The organism is Pseudorhizobium xiangyangii (assembly GCF_020531965.1).
Lineage (GTDB): Bacteria > Pseudomonadota > Alphaproteobacteria > Rhizobiales > Rhizobiaceae > Neorhizobium > Neorhizobium xiangyangii.
The window spans coordinates 42,816-57,245 of the sequence record NZ_JAJAWH010000018.1 but is presented as its reverse complement, the minus strand read 5'-3'; the positions used below and the strand labels follow the sequence as shown (position 1 = coordinate 57,245).

Annotated in this window: 12 protein-coding genes; 4 read left to right on the top strand and 8 right to left on the bottom strand. The window is 61.8% G+C overall.

Annotated elements, in window-relative coordinates; all coding sequences use genetic code 11:
• Positions 1 to 37 precede the first annotated feature (37 nt).
• A complete protein-coding gene (gene parE, locus LH464_RS16730) occupies positions 38 to 2,092 on the bottom strand; it encodes a DNA topoisomerase IV subunit B (RefSeq protein WP_226787536.1) in 2,055 nt (684 codons plus the stop codon).
• Between the two features lie 195 nt (positions 2,093 to 2,287).
• Between parE and LH464_RS16725 the strand changes: the two genes are divergently transcribed.
• From LH464_RS16725 to LH464_RS16710, 4 genes are all read left to right on the top strand, one after another.
• Complete coding sequence (locus LH464_RS16725) at positions 2,288 to 3,172, top strand: alpha/beta hydrolase (RefSeq protein ID WP_226787535.1); 885 nt, start codon at positions 2,288 to 2,290, stop codon at positions 3,170 to 3,172.
• Positions 3,173 to 3,313: 141 nt separating this feature from the next.
• A complete protein-coding gene (gene tpiA, locus LH464_RS16720) occupies positions 3,314 to 4,084 on the top strand; it encodes a triose-phosphate isomerase (protein ID WP_226787534.1) in 771 nt (256 codons plus the stop codon).
• Positions 4,085 to 4,177: 93 nt separating this feature from the next.
• Entirely contained in the window at positions 4,178 to 4,621 is a 444-nt protein-coding gene (gene secG, locus LH464_RS16715) for a preprotein translocase subunit SecG (protein WP_226787533.1), read from the top strand.
• A 125-nt stretch (positions 4,622 to 4,746) separates the two neighbouring features.
• Complete coding sequence (locus tag LH464_RS16710; RefSeq protein ID WP_315859674.1) at positions 4,747 to 6,384, top strand: CTP synthase; 1,638 nt, start codon at positions 4,747 to 4,749, stop codon at positions 6,382 to 6,384.
• A gap of 37 nt (positions 6,385 to 6,421) precedes the next feature.
• Here LH464_RS16710 and LH464_RS16705 read toward each other — a convergent pair whose 3' ends face one another.
• From LH464_RS16705 to LH464_RS16675, 7 genes are all read right to left on the bottom strand, one after another.
• The gene (locus tag LH464_RS16705) at positions 6,422 to 7,336 is read right to left on the bottom strand and encodes a 2-dehydropantoate 2-reductase (RefSeq protein ID WP_226787531.1); all 915 of its coding nucleotides are present in this window, start codon (positions 7,334 to 7,336) and stop codon (positions 6,422 to 6,424) included.
• A gap of 97 nt (positions 7,337 to 7,433) precedes the next feature.
• Positions 7,434 to 8,870 carry a cryptochrome/photolyase family protein gene (locus LH464_RS16700; protein WP_226787530.1) on the bottom strand — a complete coding sequence of 479 codons (1,437 nt, stop codon included), beginning with the start codon at positions 8,868 to 8,870 and terminating at the stop codon, positions 7,434 to 7,436.
• Positions 8,871 to 8,930: 60 nt separating this feature from the next.
• On the bottom strand, positions 8,931 to 10,145 hold the full coding sequence (locus LH464_RS16695; RefSeq protein ID WP_226787529.1) for a molybdopterin molybdotransferase MoeA: 1,215 nt from the start codon (positions 10,143 to 10,145) through the stop codon (positions 8,931 to 8,933).
• 2 nt (positions 10,146 to 10,147) lie between these two features.
• Positions 10,148 to 10,636 (bottom strand): cyclic pyranopterin monophosphate synthase MoaC, encoded by a 489-nt coding sequence (moaC, locus tag LH464_RS16690; RefSeq protein ID WP_226787528.1) that lies wholly within the window; start codon positions 10,634 to 10,636, stop codon positions 10,148 to 10,150.
• Positions 10,636 to 11,451 (bottom strand): indole-3-glycerol phosphate synthase TrpC, encoded by an 816-nt coding sequence (gene trpC / locus LH464_RS16685; RefSeq protein WP_226787527.1) that lies wholly within the window; start codon positions 11,449 to 11,451, stop codon positions 10,636 to 10,638. Before trpC ends, moaC begins: the two co-directional genes overlap by 1 nt.
• Positions 11,452 to 11,460: 9 nt before the next feature.
• A complete protein-coding gene (gene trpD / locus LH464_RS16680) occupies positions 11,461 to 12,477 on the bottom strand; it encodes an anthranilate phosphoribosyltransferase (protein WP_226787526.1) in 1,017 nt (338 codons plus the stop codon).
• A gap of 23 nt (positions 12,478 to 12,500) precedes the next feature.
• The gene (locus tag LH464_RS16675; RefSeq protein WP_226787525.1) at positions 12,501 to 14,390 is read right to left on the bottom strand and encodes a peptidylprolyl isomerase; all 1,890 of its coding nucleotides are present in this window, start codon (positions 14,388 to 14,390) and stop codon (positions 12,501 to 12,503) included.
• Positions 14,391 to 14,430: the final 40 nt, after the last annotated feature.

The following is a 14,430-nucleotide window of genomic DNA, read 5'->3' as shown; positions in this document are numbered from 1 at the left end:
GTGGGCGATATATCCGCCCGCCAACCTTGTCCGCGGCTCAGATGTCCAGGTTGTCGGCGAAGACCGCACGTTCCTGGATGAAGCGGAAGCGGGCTTCGGGCTTCGTGCCCATCAGGTTGTCGACCGCCTCGCGCGTGCCCTCGAAATCGACTTCGTCGATTGATACCTTCAGCAACGTACGCTTGGCCGGATCCATGGTGGTTTCCTTCAACTGCGCTGGCATCATTTCACCGAGGCCTTTGAACCGGCCGATCTCGACCTTCTTGCCCTTGAAGACGGTTTCCATCAGTTCGGCTCGATGGGCATCGTCCCGTGCATAGACAGTTTTCGCACCCTGACGGATGACATACAGCGGCGGCACCGCGAGATAGAGGTGGCTGCCGCGGATAAGCTCCGGCATCTCCTGATAGAAGAAGGTGATCAGCAGCGATGCAATGTGAGCGCCATCGACGTCGGCATCTGTCATGATGATGACGCGCTCGTAGCGAAGGTCCTCCTCACGGTATTTTGTCCGCGTGCCGCAGCCGAGAGCTTGCACCAGATCGGCAATCTGCTGGTTGGCAGAGAGCTTTTCGCGGCTGGCACTGCCGACGTTGAGGATCTTGCCTCGAAGCGGCAGGATGGCCTGGTTTGAGCGGCTGCGTGCCTGTTTGGCCGATCCACCTGCCGAATCGCCCTCGACGATGAAGAGTTCGGCGCCTTCCGCGGTGTTCTGCGAGCAATCAGCGAGCTTGCCAGGAAGGCGAAGCTTGCGAACCGCCGTCTTGCGGTTGACTTCTTTTTCCTTGCGACGACGCAGGCGCTCTTCAGCACGCTCTATGACCCATTCGAGCAGCTTTGCGGCTTCCGCCGGGTTGCCGGTGAGGTAGTGGTCGAAAGGATCACGGAGCGTATTCTCGACGAGGCGCTGTGCTTCGACGGTTGCCAGCTTGTCCTTCGTCTGGCCGACGAATTCCGGTTCGCGTATGAAGACGGACAGCATCCCGACCGCCGAAATCATCACGTCGTCGGTGGTGATGTCCTTGGCGCGCTTGTTCTGCGTCAGGTCGGCGTAGTTCTTGAGGCCCTTGGTCAGCGCGATGCGCAGACCGGCTTCATGCGTGCCGCCGTCAGGCGTCGGAATGGTGTTGCAATAGGAATGCAGTTGCGGATCGCCGCCATACCAGGTCACAGCCCATTCCATAGCGCCGTGGCCGCCTGTCTTCTCGGTCCGTCCAGAGAAGATCTCGCGCGTGACGGTAAAGTCCTTGCCGAGTGTCGCGGACAGGTAGTCCTTCAGTCCGCCGGGGAAGTGAAAGACCGCTTTTTCCGGGATGTCGCCACCCGGTGCCACGATGCCCGGGTCGCAGCTCCAGCGGATTTCGACGCCGCCGAATAGGTAGGCCTTGGAACGAGCCATGCGGAACAGGCGACCGGCATCGAAGCGCGCGTGCTCGCCGAAGATCTGCGGATCGGGATGGAAGCGGACCCGGGTTCCGCGACGATTGTGAACGTCGCCCAGTTCCTCCAGTCCGCCCTGCGGAACGCCGCGGGAGAAGCGCTGTCGGTAAAGCTTCCGGTTGCGGGCAACCTCGACTTCGAGCAAGTCGGAAAGCGCGTTGACGACGGACACGCCCACACCATGCAGACCGCCGGAGGTTTCGTATGCCTTGCCGTCGAATTTACCGCCGGCATGCAGTTTGGTCATGATGACTTCAAGCGTCGACTTGCCTGGCACCTGCGGGTGGTTTTCCACCGGAATGCCGCGGCCGTTGTCAGTGACGGTCAGGAAGCCTTCGGTGTCGAGATGGACCTCGATGAAGTTGGCGTGGCCGGCAACCGCTTCGTCCATCGAGTTGTCGATGACTTCCGCAAACAGGTGGTGAAGGGCTTTTTCATCGGTGCCGCCGATATACATGCCCGGGCGCATGCGCACCGGCTCGAGTCCTTCGAGCACGCGGATCGAGGAGGCGCCGTACTCATCGCCGCTGGCGGAAGCCGGAGGGGCAGGCTGCTGCTCTGCGGCTTTCGCGACGCGCGCTGCCGGTTGGGGCGCCGCCTCTACGGGCTTGGCAAGAGGCAGGTCTGCAAAAAGGTCGTTATTGTCATCCATCGGGTCTGTCGGTACTACCTGTCGAGGGGCGGAAGAGGAGGCCATACCCATCTCATGATGTTTCGAATCACCGGCAATTCTGCCAGAAAGGCGGCGTTTTCGCGATGCTGCAGGGGAACAATGCTCAGTGAGCAATGCGTCGCACAGTCCGCGAAGGCAAGGTGGACGGACCGGAAGAATCGCGTTGGGTGGTCCATGTCCACAGTTGATTTTGCTTTAGCCACAGTTTTTGCGCTTACTGTGGCGGGCGCCAGCTCCCAGGTGCTTGCCGGAGAAGGGCCACTGAAGCCCTATAAAGACGATCTTTTTTCCGGGTTTTCCGTGCTTGAGAGTTCCGACGGCGGTGACTTCGAAATCATCGATTATCAGGAAATGCGCGATATCAACGGGCGTGACCAGGTGCCGGAGCGGCGCGTCAAGTCCCGTTACGTGTCGATGGGAGTGAAGCGCCATCAGGTGAACGAGACGCTCAAGCTCGGCGACCGCCGGATCGACGTCTCTCGCGTCGGACCGGAGCGCAACGCAGCCTTCACGGTGATCTTCATTCATGGCCGGGGAGGGGATCGCCGCCTTGGTGTCAACGACCATAGTTTCGGCGGCAACTTCAACCGGCTGAAGAACATCGCGGTCATGAACGGCGGCACCTACTATTCCCCGAGTGTAGCCTCTTTCGACGCCAATGGGACGGCCGACACCGCCGCGCTGATCCGCTTTGCATCCGAACAGTCGGGAGGCAAACCCGTGCTCCTGGCCTGCGCCTCGATGGGCGGGATTATCTGCTCGGGTATAAGCCGCGACAGCGAGGCGGTCCGGCATCTGGGCGGCATGGCCCTGCTCGGAGGTCCGCCGGATACCGGGTTCGACGGAACGGCCGCGGCCAAAAGAAGGGTGCCGCTCTATCTGACCCATGGCAGCGCAGACAGCGTTTATCCTGCCGAGGCGCAGGTTTCCGTCTATAAGGCGCTGCATGCATCCGGCTATCCCGTCCGCATGTCGATCTTCAACACCGGCGGCCACGGAACGCCGATCCGGATGGCCGACTGGCGCGGGGTCCTGAATTTTCTGCTGTCCGCCGGCTGACTTCATCGCGAACGCACTCTTCATCGCGAACGCACCTGGGACGATTTCACGGTTTCTCGTGGATTTTCTGTCCGATCGAACTAAAACCGTCACAGACTTGAAATGCGCGGGACCTGAGCCCGCAGGGAAGGAGCTGAACTGATGACACCCGATGTACGGCCGCTTGTGGCGGGAAACTGGAAGATGAACGGGACGCGCGAGTCGCTCGACCAGATCAAGGCGATTGGCGACGGCGTCAAAGGCAAGCTCTCGGACAAGGTGGAGACCTTGCTTTGCCCGCCAGCGACGCTTCTCTACGTCGCAACGGCGCTCTGCACGGATAGTCCGCTGATGATCGGCGCGCAGGACTGCCACCAGAATGCCTCAGGTGCCCATACGGGCGACATCTCCGCCGCGATGATCGCAGACTGCTTCGGGACCTATGTCATCGTCGGTCATTCGGAACGCCGGACAGACCATGACGAAACCGATTCGCTGATCCGTGCCAAAGCGGAGGCCGCCTATGAAGCAGAACTGACGGCGATCATTTGCATCGGTGAAACCGCCGAGGAAAGGAAGTCCGGCCAGACGCTCGACGTCCTCAAACGGCAGCTTGCCGGTTCTGTCCCGGATGGCGCGACCGCCGAAAACACGGTGATCGCCTATGAACCGGTCTGGGCAATCGGCAGCGGCTTGACGCCGACGGTGAACGACGTCGAGGAAGCCCACGCATTCATGCGCGAGGAGCTGGTCGCCCGGTTTGGGGCTGAAGGCAAGAAGATGCGCATCCTCTATGGTGGATCGGTCAAGCCCTCCAATGCCAGGGAACTCATGGCGGTCGCGAATGTCGATGGAGCGCTGATCGGCGGCGCAAGCTTGAAAGCTGCCGATTTCCTCGCCATCTACGGTGCCTATGAAGAACTGATAGCGTAAACCTTGCCGCTAGGGCTTGGAATGCGCGGCAGCCTCATGTAAAGAGCCGCAATCTTTCCAATATTGCCCTTTGCTGAGGGCAGGGATTTTATCATGCAGACCGTTTTGATCGTCATCCACCTCATGATCGTGCTCGCGCTTGTCGGCGTCGTGCTGATCCAGCGTTCTGAAGGCGGCGGACTTGGCGTCGGCGGCGGGTCCGGCTTTATGTCGGCACGCGGTACGGCCAACGCGTTGACCCGTACGACAGCCATCCTGGCGACGCTGTTCTTCGTCACGTCGATGACGCTCGGCATCCTGGGACGCTACGAATCCCGCCCGACCGATATCCTCGATCGCATTCCAGCGACCCAGGGCACAGGCAGCGGCATTCTCGACTCGCTCGGCCCGGCTCCGTCTTCCGACGCTCCGGCTGAAGGTGGCGTGCCCACCGGCGGCGAAGCGCCCGCTGGCGGCCAGGCTCCCGTGCAGGGCGGTGCAGCAGCGCCGGCACCTGCAGCGCCAGCCAATTCGACTGGCGTTCCGACCGGCCAATAAGCGCGGTCCTCGCAGCATTCTCCGGCAGGCCAAAAGCCTGCCGGTTTTCTTTTGTCCAGATTCCGTGGGCCGTGTTCATTTTGTGAATATTAGGGCTAGCGGAATCGCTCATGAAAAGGTATCCGGTGACTCCCATGGCGCGATATGTATTTATAACAGGCGGCGTGGTTTCTTCTCTCGGAAAAGGAATTGCGGCCGCGGCACTCGGAGCGTTGCTGCAGGCCCGTGGTTATCGGGTTCGCATTCGCAAACTTGACCCTTATCTGAACGTCGATCCTGGCACTATGAGCCCGACGCAGCACGGCGAGGTCTTTGTGACCGACGACGGTGCGGAGACGGACCTTGACCTTGGCCATTACGAGCGGTTCACAGGCCGCTCGGCCAGCAAGACCGACAACATTACCACCGGCCGGATCTACAAGAACATCATCGACAAGGAACGCCGCGGCGACTACCTCGGTGCCACTGTTCAGGTCATTCCGCACGTCACCAACGAGATCAAGGACTTCGTCGTCGAAGGCAACGAAGACTTCGATTTCGTGATCTGCGAAATCGGCGGCACGGTGGGCGACATCGAGGCGATGCCCTTCGTCGAGGCGATCCGCCAGCTCGGTAACGAGCTTCCCCGCGGCAACGCCGTCTATCTCCATCTGACGCTGATGCCGTACATTCCGGCAGCCGGCGAGTTGAAGACCAAGCCCACGCAGCATTCCGTCAAGGAACTGCAGGCGCTCGGCATTGCTCCCGATATCCTCTTGGTCCGTGCTGACCGGGAAATCCCGGAAGCGGAACGCCGTAAGCTTTCGTTGTTCTGCAATGTTCGGCCGTCAGCCGTCATCCAGGCGCTCGACGTTGCCAACATCTACGACGTGCCGATGGCCTACCACAAGGAAGGCCTCGATTCGGAAGTGCTGGCGGCGTTCGGCATCGAGCCGGCCCCCAAGCCGCGCCTGCAGCTGTGGGAAGATGTCTGCAACCGCATCCACACGCCGGAAGGCGAGGTGACGATCGCGATCGTTGGCAAGTACACGGGCCTCAAGGACGCGTACAAGTCGTTGATCGAGGCGCTGCACCACGGCGGCATCGCAAACCACGTCAAGGTCAAGCTGGAATGGATCGAGTCCGAGGTCTTCGAGAAGGAAGACCCGTCGCCTTACCTGGAGAAGGTCCACGGCATTCTCGTGCCCGGTGGTTTCGGCGAGCGAGGCGCACAGGGCAAGATCAATGCCGCCCGCTTCGCCCGTGAGCGCAAGGTTCCGTACTTCGGAATCTGCTTCGGCATGCAGATGGCGGTGATCGAAGCCGCGCGCAACCTTGCCGGCATCGAGAAGGCTTCCTCGACTGAGTTCGGCCCTTCCCAGGAGCCGGTCGTCGGCCTGATGACCGAATGGGTCAAGGGCAATGCGCTGGAGAAGCGTGCGGCAGCTGGTGACCTCGGTGGGACCATGCGGCTTGGCGCCTATAACGCATCGCTCAAGAAGGACACGAAGATCGCCGACATCTACGGCTCGACGGATATTTCCGAGCGTCACCGCCACCGCTACGAGGTGAATGTCGACTACAAGGATCGCCTGGAAGACTGCGGCCTGGTCTTCTCCGGCATGTCGCCGGACGGCCTGCTGCCGGAGACGATCGAATACGCGGACCATCCGTGGTTCATCGGCGTCCAGTATCACCCGGAACTCAAGAGCCGTCCGCTCGATCCGCATCCGCTGTTTGCGAGCTTCATCGAAGCGGCACTTGAACAGAGCCGCCTCGTCTGACACAGGTTCAAAAAACCCGGTTTCGACCGGGTTTTTTTTATGGTTGTTCGAATGCCGCAGCATTGGCGTCGCTGACGGTGTTGAGCAGCGCCAGCATGGCCCCGTTCAGCGGTGTGGCAATGCCATGGCGGCGACCGGCTGCAACGACCGCGCCGTTCAGCGCCTCGATTTCGAGCGGTCTCCCGGCAATGCAATCGAAATACATCGAGGTGCCGGCCTCTGCGGGATAGCCGAGAAACGTCGCCAGTATGGTATCCGCCTCGTCTTCGGCTAACTCGGCCCCCTCGGCGCGACCCACCGAGACGGCCTCGCGCAGGATGCCGAGGGAGAGTTCCTGAATATCGGCGCGATGAAAAACACCCAACCTCTGCCGTGTCAGCGCGGTCACCGGATTGGCGATGACGTTGATCAGCAGCTTGCGCCATTGCAGGGTGAGGAAAGAATCGCTTCTACCGACCTCGATCGGCGTGCCCTCGAACAGGGCCGTGAAGGCGTCGGCCAGCGGCCCGCTCGGCACGAGCAGATCGTGGCCGACGATCTTGCGAAGCCGTATATGGTCGGGCGCAAGCCGCTCGCCGTTATAGTAGACGATCGCCGGCAGGACCGCTGCTCCGCGCACAAAGGGCGCGACGCGTTCCGTGTGACCTATGCCGTTCTGCAGGACCGCGATCGCCGTCTCCGGACCGCAGAGCCTGGAGAGCCACGGCGCGGCCGAAGCCGTATCCTGCGCCTTGGTGCAGAGTAGCACCCAATCGACCGGTTCGGCCTGTTGCGGGTCGGTGAGCGTCCGCAAGGGAATGCTGACGCTGTCATCCTTGTGATCGAAGGTAAGAGCGTCTATCGGCCTGCGGGCACAAACCGTGACCTCGTTGTCTGCAGACAGGCTCAGGCAGGCGGCTGCAACGCCGCCGATCCCGCCCAGTCCGACGACTGCAACCTTGCTTTGCCCCATTGATCCGCCTCCGTCTTCATCCTGCTTGCAGGAGACTTTAGTTTCTGCTCGGGGGAATGAAAGTGCGCCAGGCGCTACGAACCGATCGCTCGCGGCATTATCCTTTCAGAGCCTTATAGGCCGCCAGTGCACGGTCGCGCGCGAAACCATGGTCGATGATCGGCTTTGGATAGGTCTTGCCGAGCTGGATACCTGCCTTTTCCAAAACATGATCCGGTGCCTCGAACGGGCGGTGGACGTATTTCTTTTCCAGCTTCTCCAGTTCGGGCACGTGCTCGCGCACGTAGTCGCCGTCGGGATCGAACTTCTCCCCCTGCAGGATCGGGTTGAAGATACGGAAAAAGGGCGAGGCATCCGCACCGGAGCCCGCCACCCATTGCCAGTTGGCCGGGTTGTTGGCCGGGTCCGCGTCCACCAGCGTGTCGCGGAACCATTGTTCGCCCTTTCGCCAGTCGATCATCAGGTCCTTGATGAGGAAGGAGGCCGCAATCATTCGCACGCGGTTGTGCATGAAGCCGTATTTCCACAGCTGGCGCATGCCTGCATCGACGATCGGATAACCGGTCAGGCCTCTCGTCCAGGCGTGGAATTCCTTTGCGTCATATTGCCATTTGAAGCCATCGAACTTGTCATCCCAGTTGTCACGGTCGAGGGCGGGGAATTCGATCAGCAGGCTGTAGCAGAAATCGCGCCAGGCCAGTTCACGTCGGAAGTGGGCGACATTCTCGGATGACTTGCCCGATAGCCCCCTTGTCGAATGCCAGAGCCGGGCAGGGGAAATTTCGCCGTGGGCAAGATGCGCAGACAGAAGCGATGTCGCATCGACGGATGGCAGGTCGCGCCCGCGCTTGTAATCATGCAGCTCCCGATCGATGAAATCGGACAAGCGTTCTCGTGCGCCATCCTCTCCGGGTGCCCACATCGTCGGAAAGTCGGTCGCCCAGTTCGGTTTTGTTGGCAGGAGCTGCCAGCTGTCCAGGCTTTCGGATCGCGGAAGGTGATCAGGCGCAGGGATGGCTTTCGGCGGGTCGATCGGATCATGTGGCTCGCCAAGCTTCTGCATCGCGTTCCAGAACGGCGTGAAGACCTTGAAGGGCGTGCCGGAACCTGTACGAATCCTCTTCGGCTCATGCAGCAATTGGCCGTGCAGGGCGCGGATCGCTATTCCGCTCTCCTTCAGCGCGATGGCGATGTCACGATCATAGGCGGTGCGCTCGTAGGCGCGGTTGACGAATACGGTCTTCACGCCGGCCTTGCGGGCAATATCGGCCAGCACGTCGTCGGCCTTACCGGAGGCCAGAACCAGTTCGCTGCCCAGAGACTTCAGAGCAGATTTCAGGCTTTCCAGCGAATGATGCAGCCACCAGGACTGTGCCGCGCCGAGTGGCCCGATATTCAGCTCGTCCGGCTCGCGGATGTAGATCGGGATGACCGGACCACCGGCGTCGATGGCCGCATGCAGGGCCGGATTATCGTCCAGGCGCAGGTCTTTCCGGAACCAGAGGATGCTGGGGGTTGTCTGCTGTTCGGACACGCGTTCTCCTCGGCACACAAGTGCTTCAAGCTGCGAATTTTACGGAGGCTCAGTCAGGATTCAGGGGCGAAGGAGCAATATAGGGCAGAGCGAGCCCGCTGGTAGCTCCGCCGCATGCGGCGGCCGGACGATGAGTGCGTCCGAACGAGCCAAGATCTTCATCATCGAAGAGTCCTGCTTCTGATAGGCGTCCACGATCAGATTACCGTCAGCGTCCCGCCGCAGTGTTGCACGCATGTAGTCCTGGCGCTTGTCATTGGCGGCAAGGCCATGCGCGGCCAGTGCCTGAGCCTGGCGGTTTCGTTCGGGCAGGTGCGCAAGCTTGCGCAGGAGAGGTTCGAGGAATAAAAGGCTGCAGACGAGGCTGGCCACCGGATTTCCCGGCAGGCCGATCACCTGCATCCTGTCCAGAGTACCGACCATCAGCGGCTTGCCGGGGCGCATGGCGATCCGCCAGAAGTCCAGCTCCATTCCCGCATCCTTGAGCGTTGCCTGGACGATGTCATGGTCGCCCACCGAAGCGCCGCCCAGCGTCACGAGAACGTCGACGCCGGCTTCACGCACAGCGCCGATCGCGCGGGTGATTTCCTCAGGACGATCCGGCACGATGCCGAGATCGACGACATCGCCTCCATTGTCGCAGATGATTGCGCGCACGCCAAAGGTGTTGGAGGCGATGATTTGTCCTGCAGCCGGCTCACTTCCCGGTGGGAGAAGCTCGTCGCCGGTGGCGAGTATGGCGACCTTGGGACGGCGAAAGACCGAAAGCGACGGATGGTTCATGGCGGCTGCGACGGTCAAATTCGAAAAGTCGAGCAGCGTGCCTGCGGAGAGAACGGCTTCATCTTTCACAAAGTCCTGGCCGCGTGGCCGGATATGTCTTCCAATGGCGACAGCGAATTTGGTCCGGATGCGATTGCCGTCCAGCACCTCCGCGTCTTCCTGGATAAGGATAGTGTCGGCCTCTGCGGGAACGGGTGCGCCGGTGAATATCCGCACCACCTCGCGCGCACCGACACTTCCTGCAAAGGGATGGCCGGCCGCTGCCGTGCCAGCTACGGTCAGTTCCGATCCGATCTCCGGCGCATCGGCTGCCCGCAATGCGTAACCGTCCATGGCGGAGGCGTCGAAGGGCGGTTGCGTGAGCCGTGCATGGAGCGGCGTCGCAAGTACACGTCCGTTCGCATCAGCCAACGGCAGTTCTTCGGTCTCGTGCACCGGGCGCGCCCGGTCGAGCAGCCTTGCCTTTGCATCGGCAACGGGCAGAAGCGCCATGATCAGTCACCTTTTCGGTGGTAAGTGCCAGACTTGCCGCCTGTCTTTTCGATGAGTTGGATGCCACCGATCTCCATGCCTTTGTCGGCAGCCTTGGCCATGTCGTAGATCGTCAGGCAAGCAACCGAGACGGCGGTCAGTGCTTCCATCTCGACGCCGGTCCTGCCGGTGAGCTTGGCGGTGGCCGTGACCCGTAGACCGGGAAGAGACGTGTCTTCGGTGATCTCCAGGGCAACCTTGGTCAGCATCAGCGGGTGGCAGAGCGGGATGAGGTCGGCGGTCTTCTTTGCGGCCATGATGCCCGCAAGCCGGGCAGTGCCGATGACATCGCCCTTCTTGGCGTTTCCCTCGCGGATGAGCGCCAGGGTCTCCGGCAGCATCCGCACATAGCCCTCGGCGGTCGCGGAGCGCGGCGTTTCTGCCTTGGCGCCCACGTCCACCATGTTTGCCTCGCCGGAGGTGCCGATGTGGGTGAGGCGTGGTTCCGCCATCACTCGGCCGCCACCGACTTTGCGTCACCCCGCAACAGGGAGCGCGTCGCCGCCGCAACGTCCTCTTGCCGCATCAGGCTTTCGCCGACGAGGAAAGTGCTGATGCCCGATTTCTGCAGGCGCAGGCAATCCGCATGGGTGAAGATACCGCTTTCGCCGATGAGCACGCGGTCGTCGGGGACCATCGCGGCGAGCTTCTCGGACGTGTCGAGGCTAACCTCGAAGGTGCGCAGGTTTCGATTGTTGATGCCGAGGAGTGGTGACGTCAGCTTCAGCGCGCGTTCGGTCTCTTCCGCGTCATGGACCTCGACGAGAACATCCATGCCGAGCGCCAGCGTTTCGTCTTCCAGCCTGCGCGCCTCGTCATCGGTAAGCGACGCCATGATCAGCAGGATGCAATCTGCTCCCCAGGCGCGTGCCTCGTGGACCTGGTAGGTGTCGAACATGAAATCCTTGCGGAGCGCAGGCAGGGCGCAGGCATTGCGGGCGGCCGTCAGGAACTCCGAAGCGCCCTGGAAGCTGGGCGCGTCCGTCAGTACCGAGAGACATGTGGCGCCACCGTCCGCGTAGGCCGCCGCCAGGGCAGGGGGATCGAAGTCGGGCCGGATCAGTCCCTTTGACGGGCTTGCCTTCTTGATCTCGGCGATCAGTCCGAACTCACCCTTGTCCTGCTTTGCCTTGAGCGCCTGATAGAATCCGCGAGGCGCGGTCTGACCGGCGGCCATCGCCTTGAGGTCCGCCAGCGGGATCCGTGCCTTGGCGGCCTCGATTTCCTTGAGCTTGTAGGCTTCGATCTTCTTCAGGATGTCGGTCATCGGGCAGTCTCAGTGTTCTTCGTTGGAAACAGCGACCAGACGATCGAGCGCTGCTGCTGCCGCGCCACTATCGAGGGCGCGTGAGGCGAGGTGCATGCCTTCCATGATATCGCTCGCCTTGCCGGCGACGACGAGTGCTGCGGCGGCGTTGCACAGCGATATGTCGCGGTAGGCATTCTTGGCACCACTCAAAACGGCGCGCAAGGCAGCAGCATTGGCGACGCCATCCCCGCCCTTCAAATCTGCAAGGACCGCTTGCGGCACGCCGAAGTCGGCCGGCGTCAGTTCGAAGCTGCGTATTTCACCATTCTCCAGCGCGACGACATTGGTCGTGCCGGTCGTGGTGACTTCATCCATGCCGTCGCCATAGACGACCCAGACCCGCTCCGAGCCGAGATCGCGCAACACCTCGGCGATCGGCATCAACCAGCGCGGCGAGAAGACGCCGAGCAGCTGGCGCTTTGCACCTGCCGGGTTGGACAACGGTCCGAGGATGTTGAAGATCGTTCGCGTTCCAAGTTCGACGCGGCTTGGACCGACATGCCGCATGGCGGAATGGTGCATCGAGGCGAACATGAAGCCGATCCCGGCTTCCCGGATGCAGCGGCCGATATGCTCTGCGTCTATCTCGAGGTTCACTCCCAAGGCCGACAGCGCATCCGCGGCGCCGGACTTGGAACTCAACGCGCGATTGCCGTGCTTGGCCACCGGAACACCGCAGCCAGCAACGATGAGCGAGGCGAGGGTGGAGATGTTGTAAGTGCCCGTGCCGTCGCCGCCGGTACCGACGATGTCGACCGCGTCGGCAGGCGCGCTGACGGGCAACATCTTCGCCCGCATGGTGCTCACCGCGCCGGCGATTTCGTCAACCGTTTCACCCCGCACACGCAGCGCCATGAGGAAGCCGCCGATCTGTGAGGGCGTCGCTGCGCCCGACATCAGGATCTCGAACGCGTCGCGGGCTTCGTTTCTGGTCAGGCTCTCGCCGTTTGCCACCTTCGCAATCAGCGGCTTCAATTCAGCCATGTCGCGTCACCTTCCTCACAGCGTCAGCGGATCGTGCCGGTCACCTGATCGGCAACGGCCTGGTTGATCGAGACGCCATAGTCGTTCTGCAGGCGGTTCACCATCTGGTCGAGCATGTCGTCGCCTGCCGATTCTGCCATCCGCAGCAGCGGCTCGTTGGATGCAAGCGCATCGGCTGTCGCCTGCTCGGACGCGGTAACCTTGATCAACATGCGGCTTTCGCCGTCGGCTGCCGTCGCGGTCGTCACGAGATCGACCGGACCCGCAAAGAGCGCAGTTGTCGCTTCCGGTCCGAAGATCGCATCCTCGCCAGTCCGGCGTAGACCCTGCTTCGTCTCGACGGCAACGCCCAGATCTTCCGCAATCGCAGCAATCGTTTCGCCCTTCTCGAGCCGCTCCTTGAGCTCCGTCGCACGAGCGGCCAATGCCTCGCGCTGCTGTTCTGCGGTCCAGTCGGCAACAACCTTTTCGCGGATTTCGTCGAGCGTCTGTTCGCGCTCGGGAATGATTTCTGCGACTTCGAACCAGACGTAGCCGTAGTTACCGAGCGAAACGGGCAGCGGCTGTGCTCCAGGTTCTGTCCGGAAGACATCGCCCAGCAGTGTTTCGGCGGGCGGCAGGGTGCTGATCTTGTTGCCCTGCTGGTCGTTGCCGGAGGTATCGGTGGTCACGGTGGCGACGTTGAGTTTCAGTTCCTTCCCGGCCTCCTCCAGCGTGGCGCCGGTCGCGCGGATTTCTTCAAACCGATCGTGCGCGTTCAGGACTTCCTGGGATGCGGCAGAAAGAGCCAGCTGCTGGCGAACCTCCTCCTTGACTTCGTCGAACGACTTCGTGGCTTCAGGCGTGATGTTCGTCACGCGCAGGATCACGGGACCGAACGAGCCGTCGATGACCGGCGTAGTGCCGCCTTCCGTGGTGACCGAGAATGCAGCCTCCGCAAGGCTCTGGTCCGGCATGTTGTCTTTGGTGAAATTGCCGAGCTGGACGTCGGAGGCCGTCTTCCCCTGGTCCGTGATCAGTTGATCGAAGGTCGTCGTCTGATCCTTGAGCTGAGCTGCCGCTGCCTCGGCCATCTCCCGGTCAGAGTAGGTCAACTGCTCGATGGTGCGCGTGCCGCGCGTCGTAAAGCTTTCCTTGCGGCGATCGTATTCCGCACGGGCCTCTTCATCCGTGATGGCGGACGCATCGGCAATATCGGTGGGCTGCAGAGTTACATAGGTGAAGCGACGGAATTCCGGTGCACGGTAGCGCGCCTTCGCGCCTTCGAACCATGCGGAAAGGACGTCGTCCGTCGGTGCCTTGACCGGATCGATGTTTGCATTCGACAGCAGCAGGTATTCGACGCTTCTCGTCTCGTCTCGATACTGCTTGAGGGCATCCAGCATGACCTGCGGCGGCTTGAACCCGTCGGAAACAGCTTCAACAATCTGGCTGCGGACCGCAACCTTGCTGCGCTCCGTGATATAGTCGTCTTCGCGAAGACCTGCATTGCTCAGACGCGAGGTGAAGAGGTTGCGATCGAACTGGCCGTTCGATCCCTGGAAGGCCGGATCTTCGGCGATCAGCATTGCGAGGCGGTCGTGCGACAGCCCGAGCCCCATGTCCTGCGAAAGCTGGTCCAGAGCTGCTCCGGCTGCAAGTTGGGAGAAGACCTGCTGTTCGATGCCGAAGGCGCGGGCCTGCTCGGTAGTCAGCTGCATTCCAAACTGCCGTCCCAGTCCTGCCATCTGACGCTGATAGGCGAGGGCGAATTCCTGCGCCGACACTTCCTGGTCGCCGACAGTCATCACGGTGTTCGCGTCAGTGGTCACCAGGGAGGTTGAAACACCCCACACACCGAAGGATGCGACCAACAGCAGAAGGAGCGCCTTGGAGACCCAGGAGCGGGAAGCGTTTCTAAGGGAATTGAGCATTGCCTACGATACCTTGCGAAATGTCGGGCCGCCGTTGGGC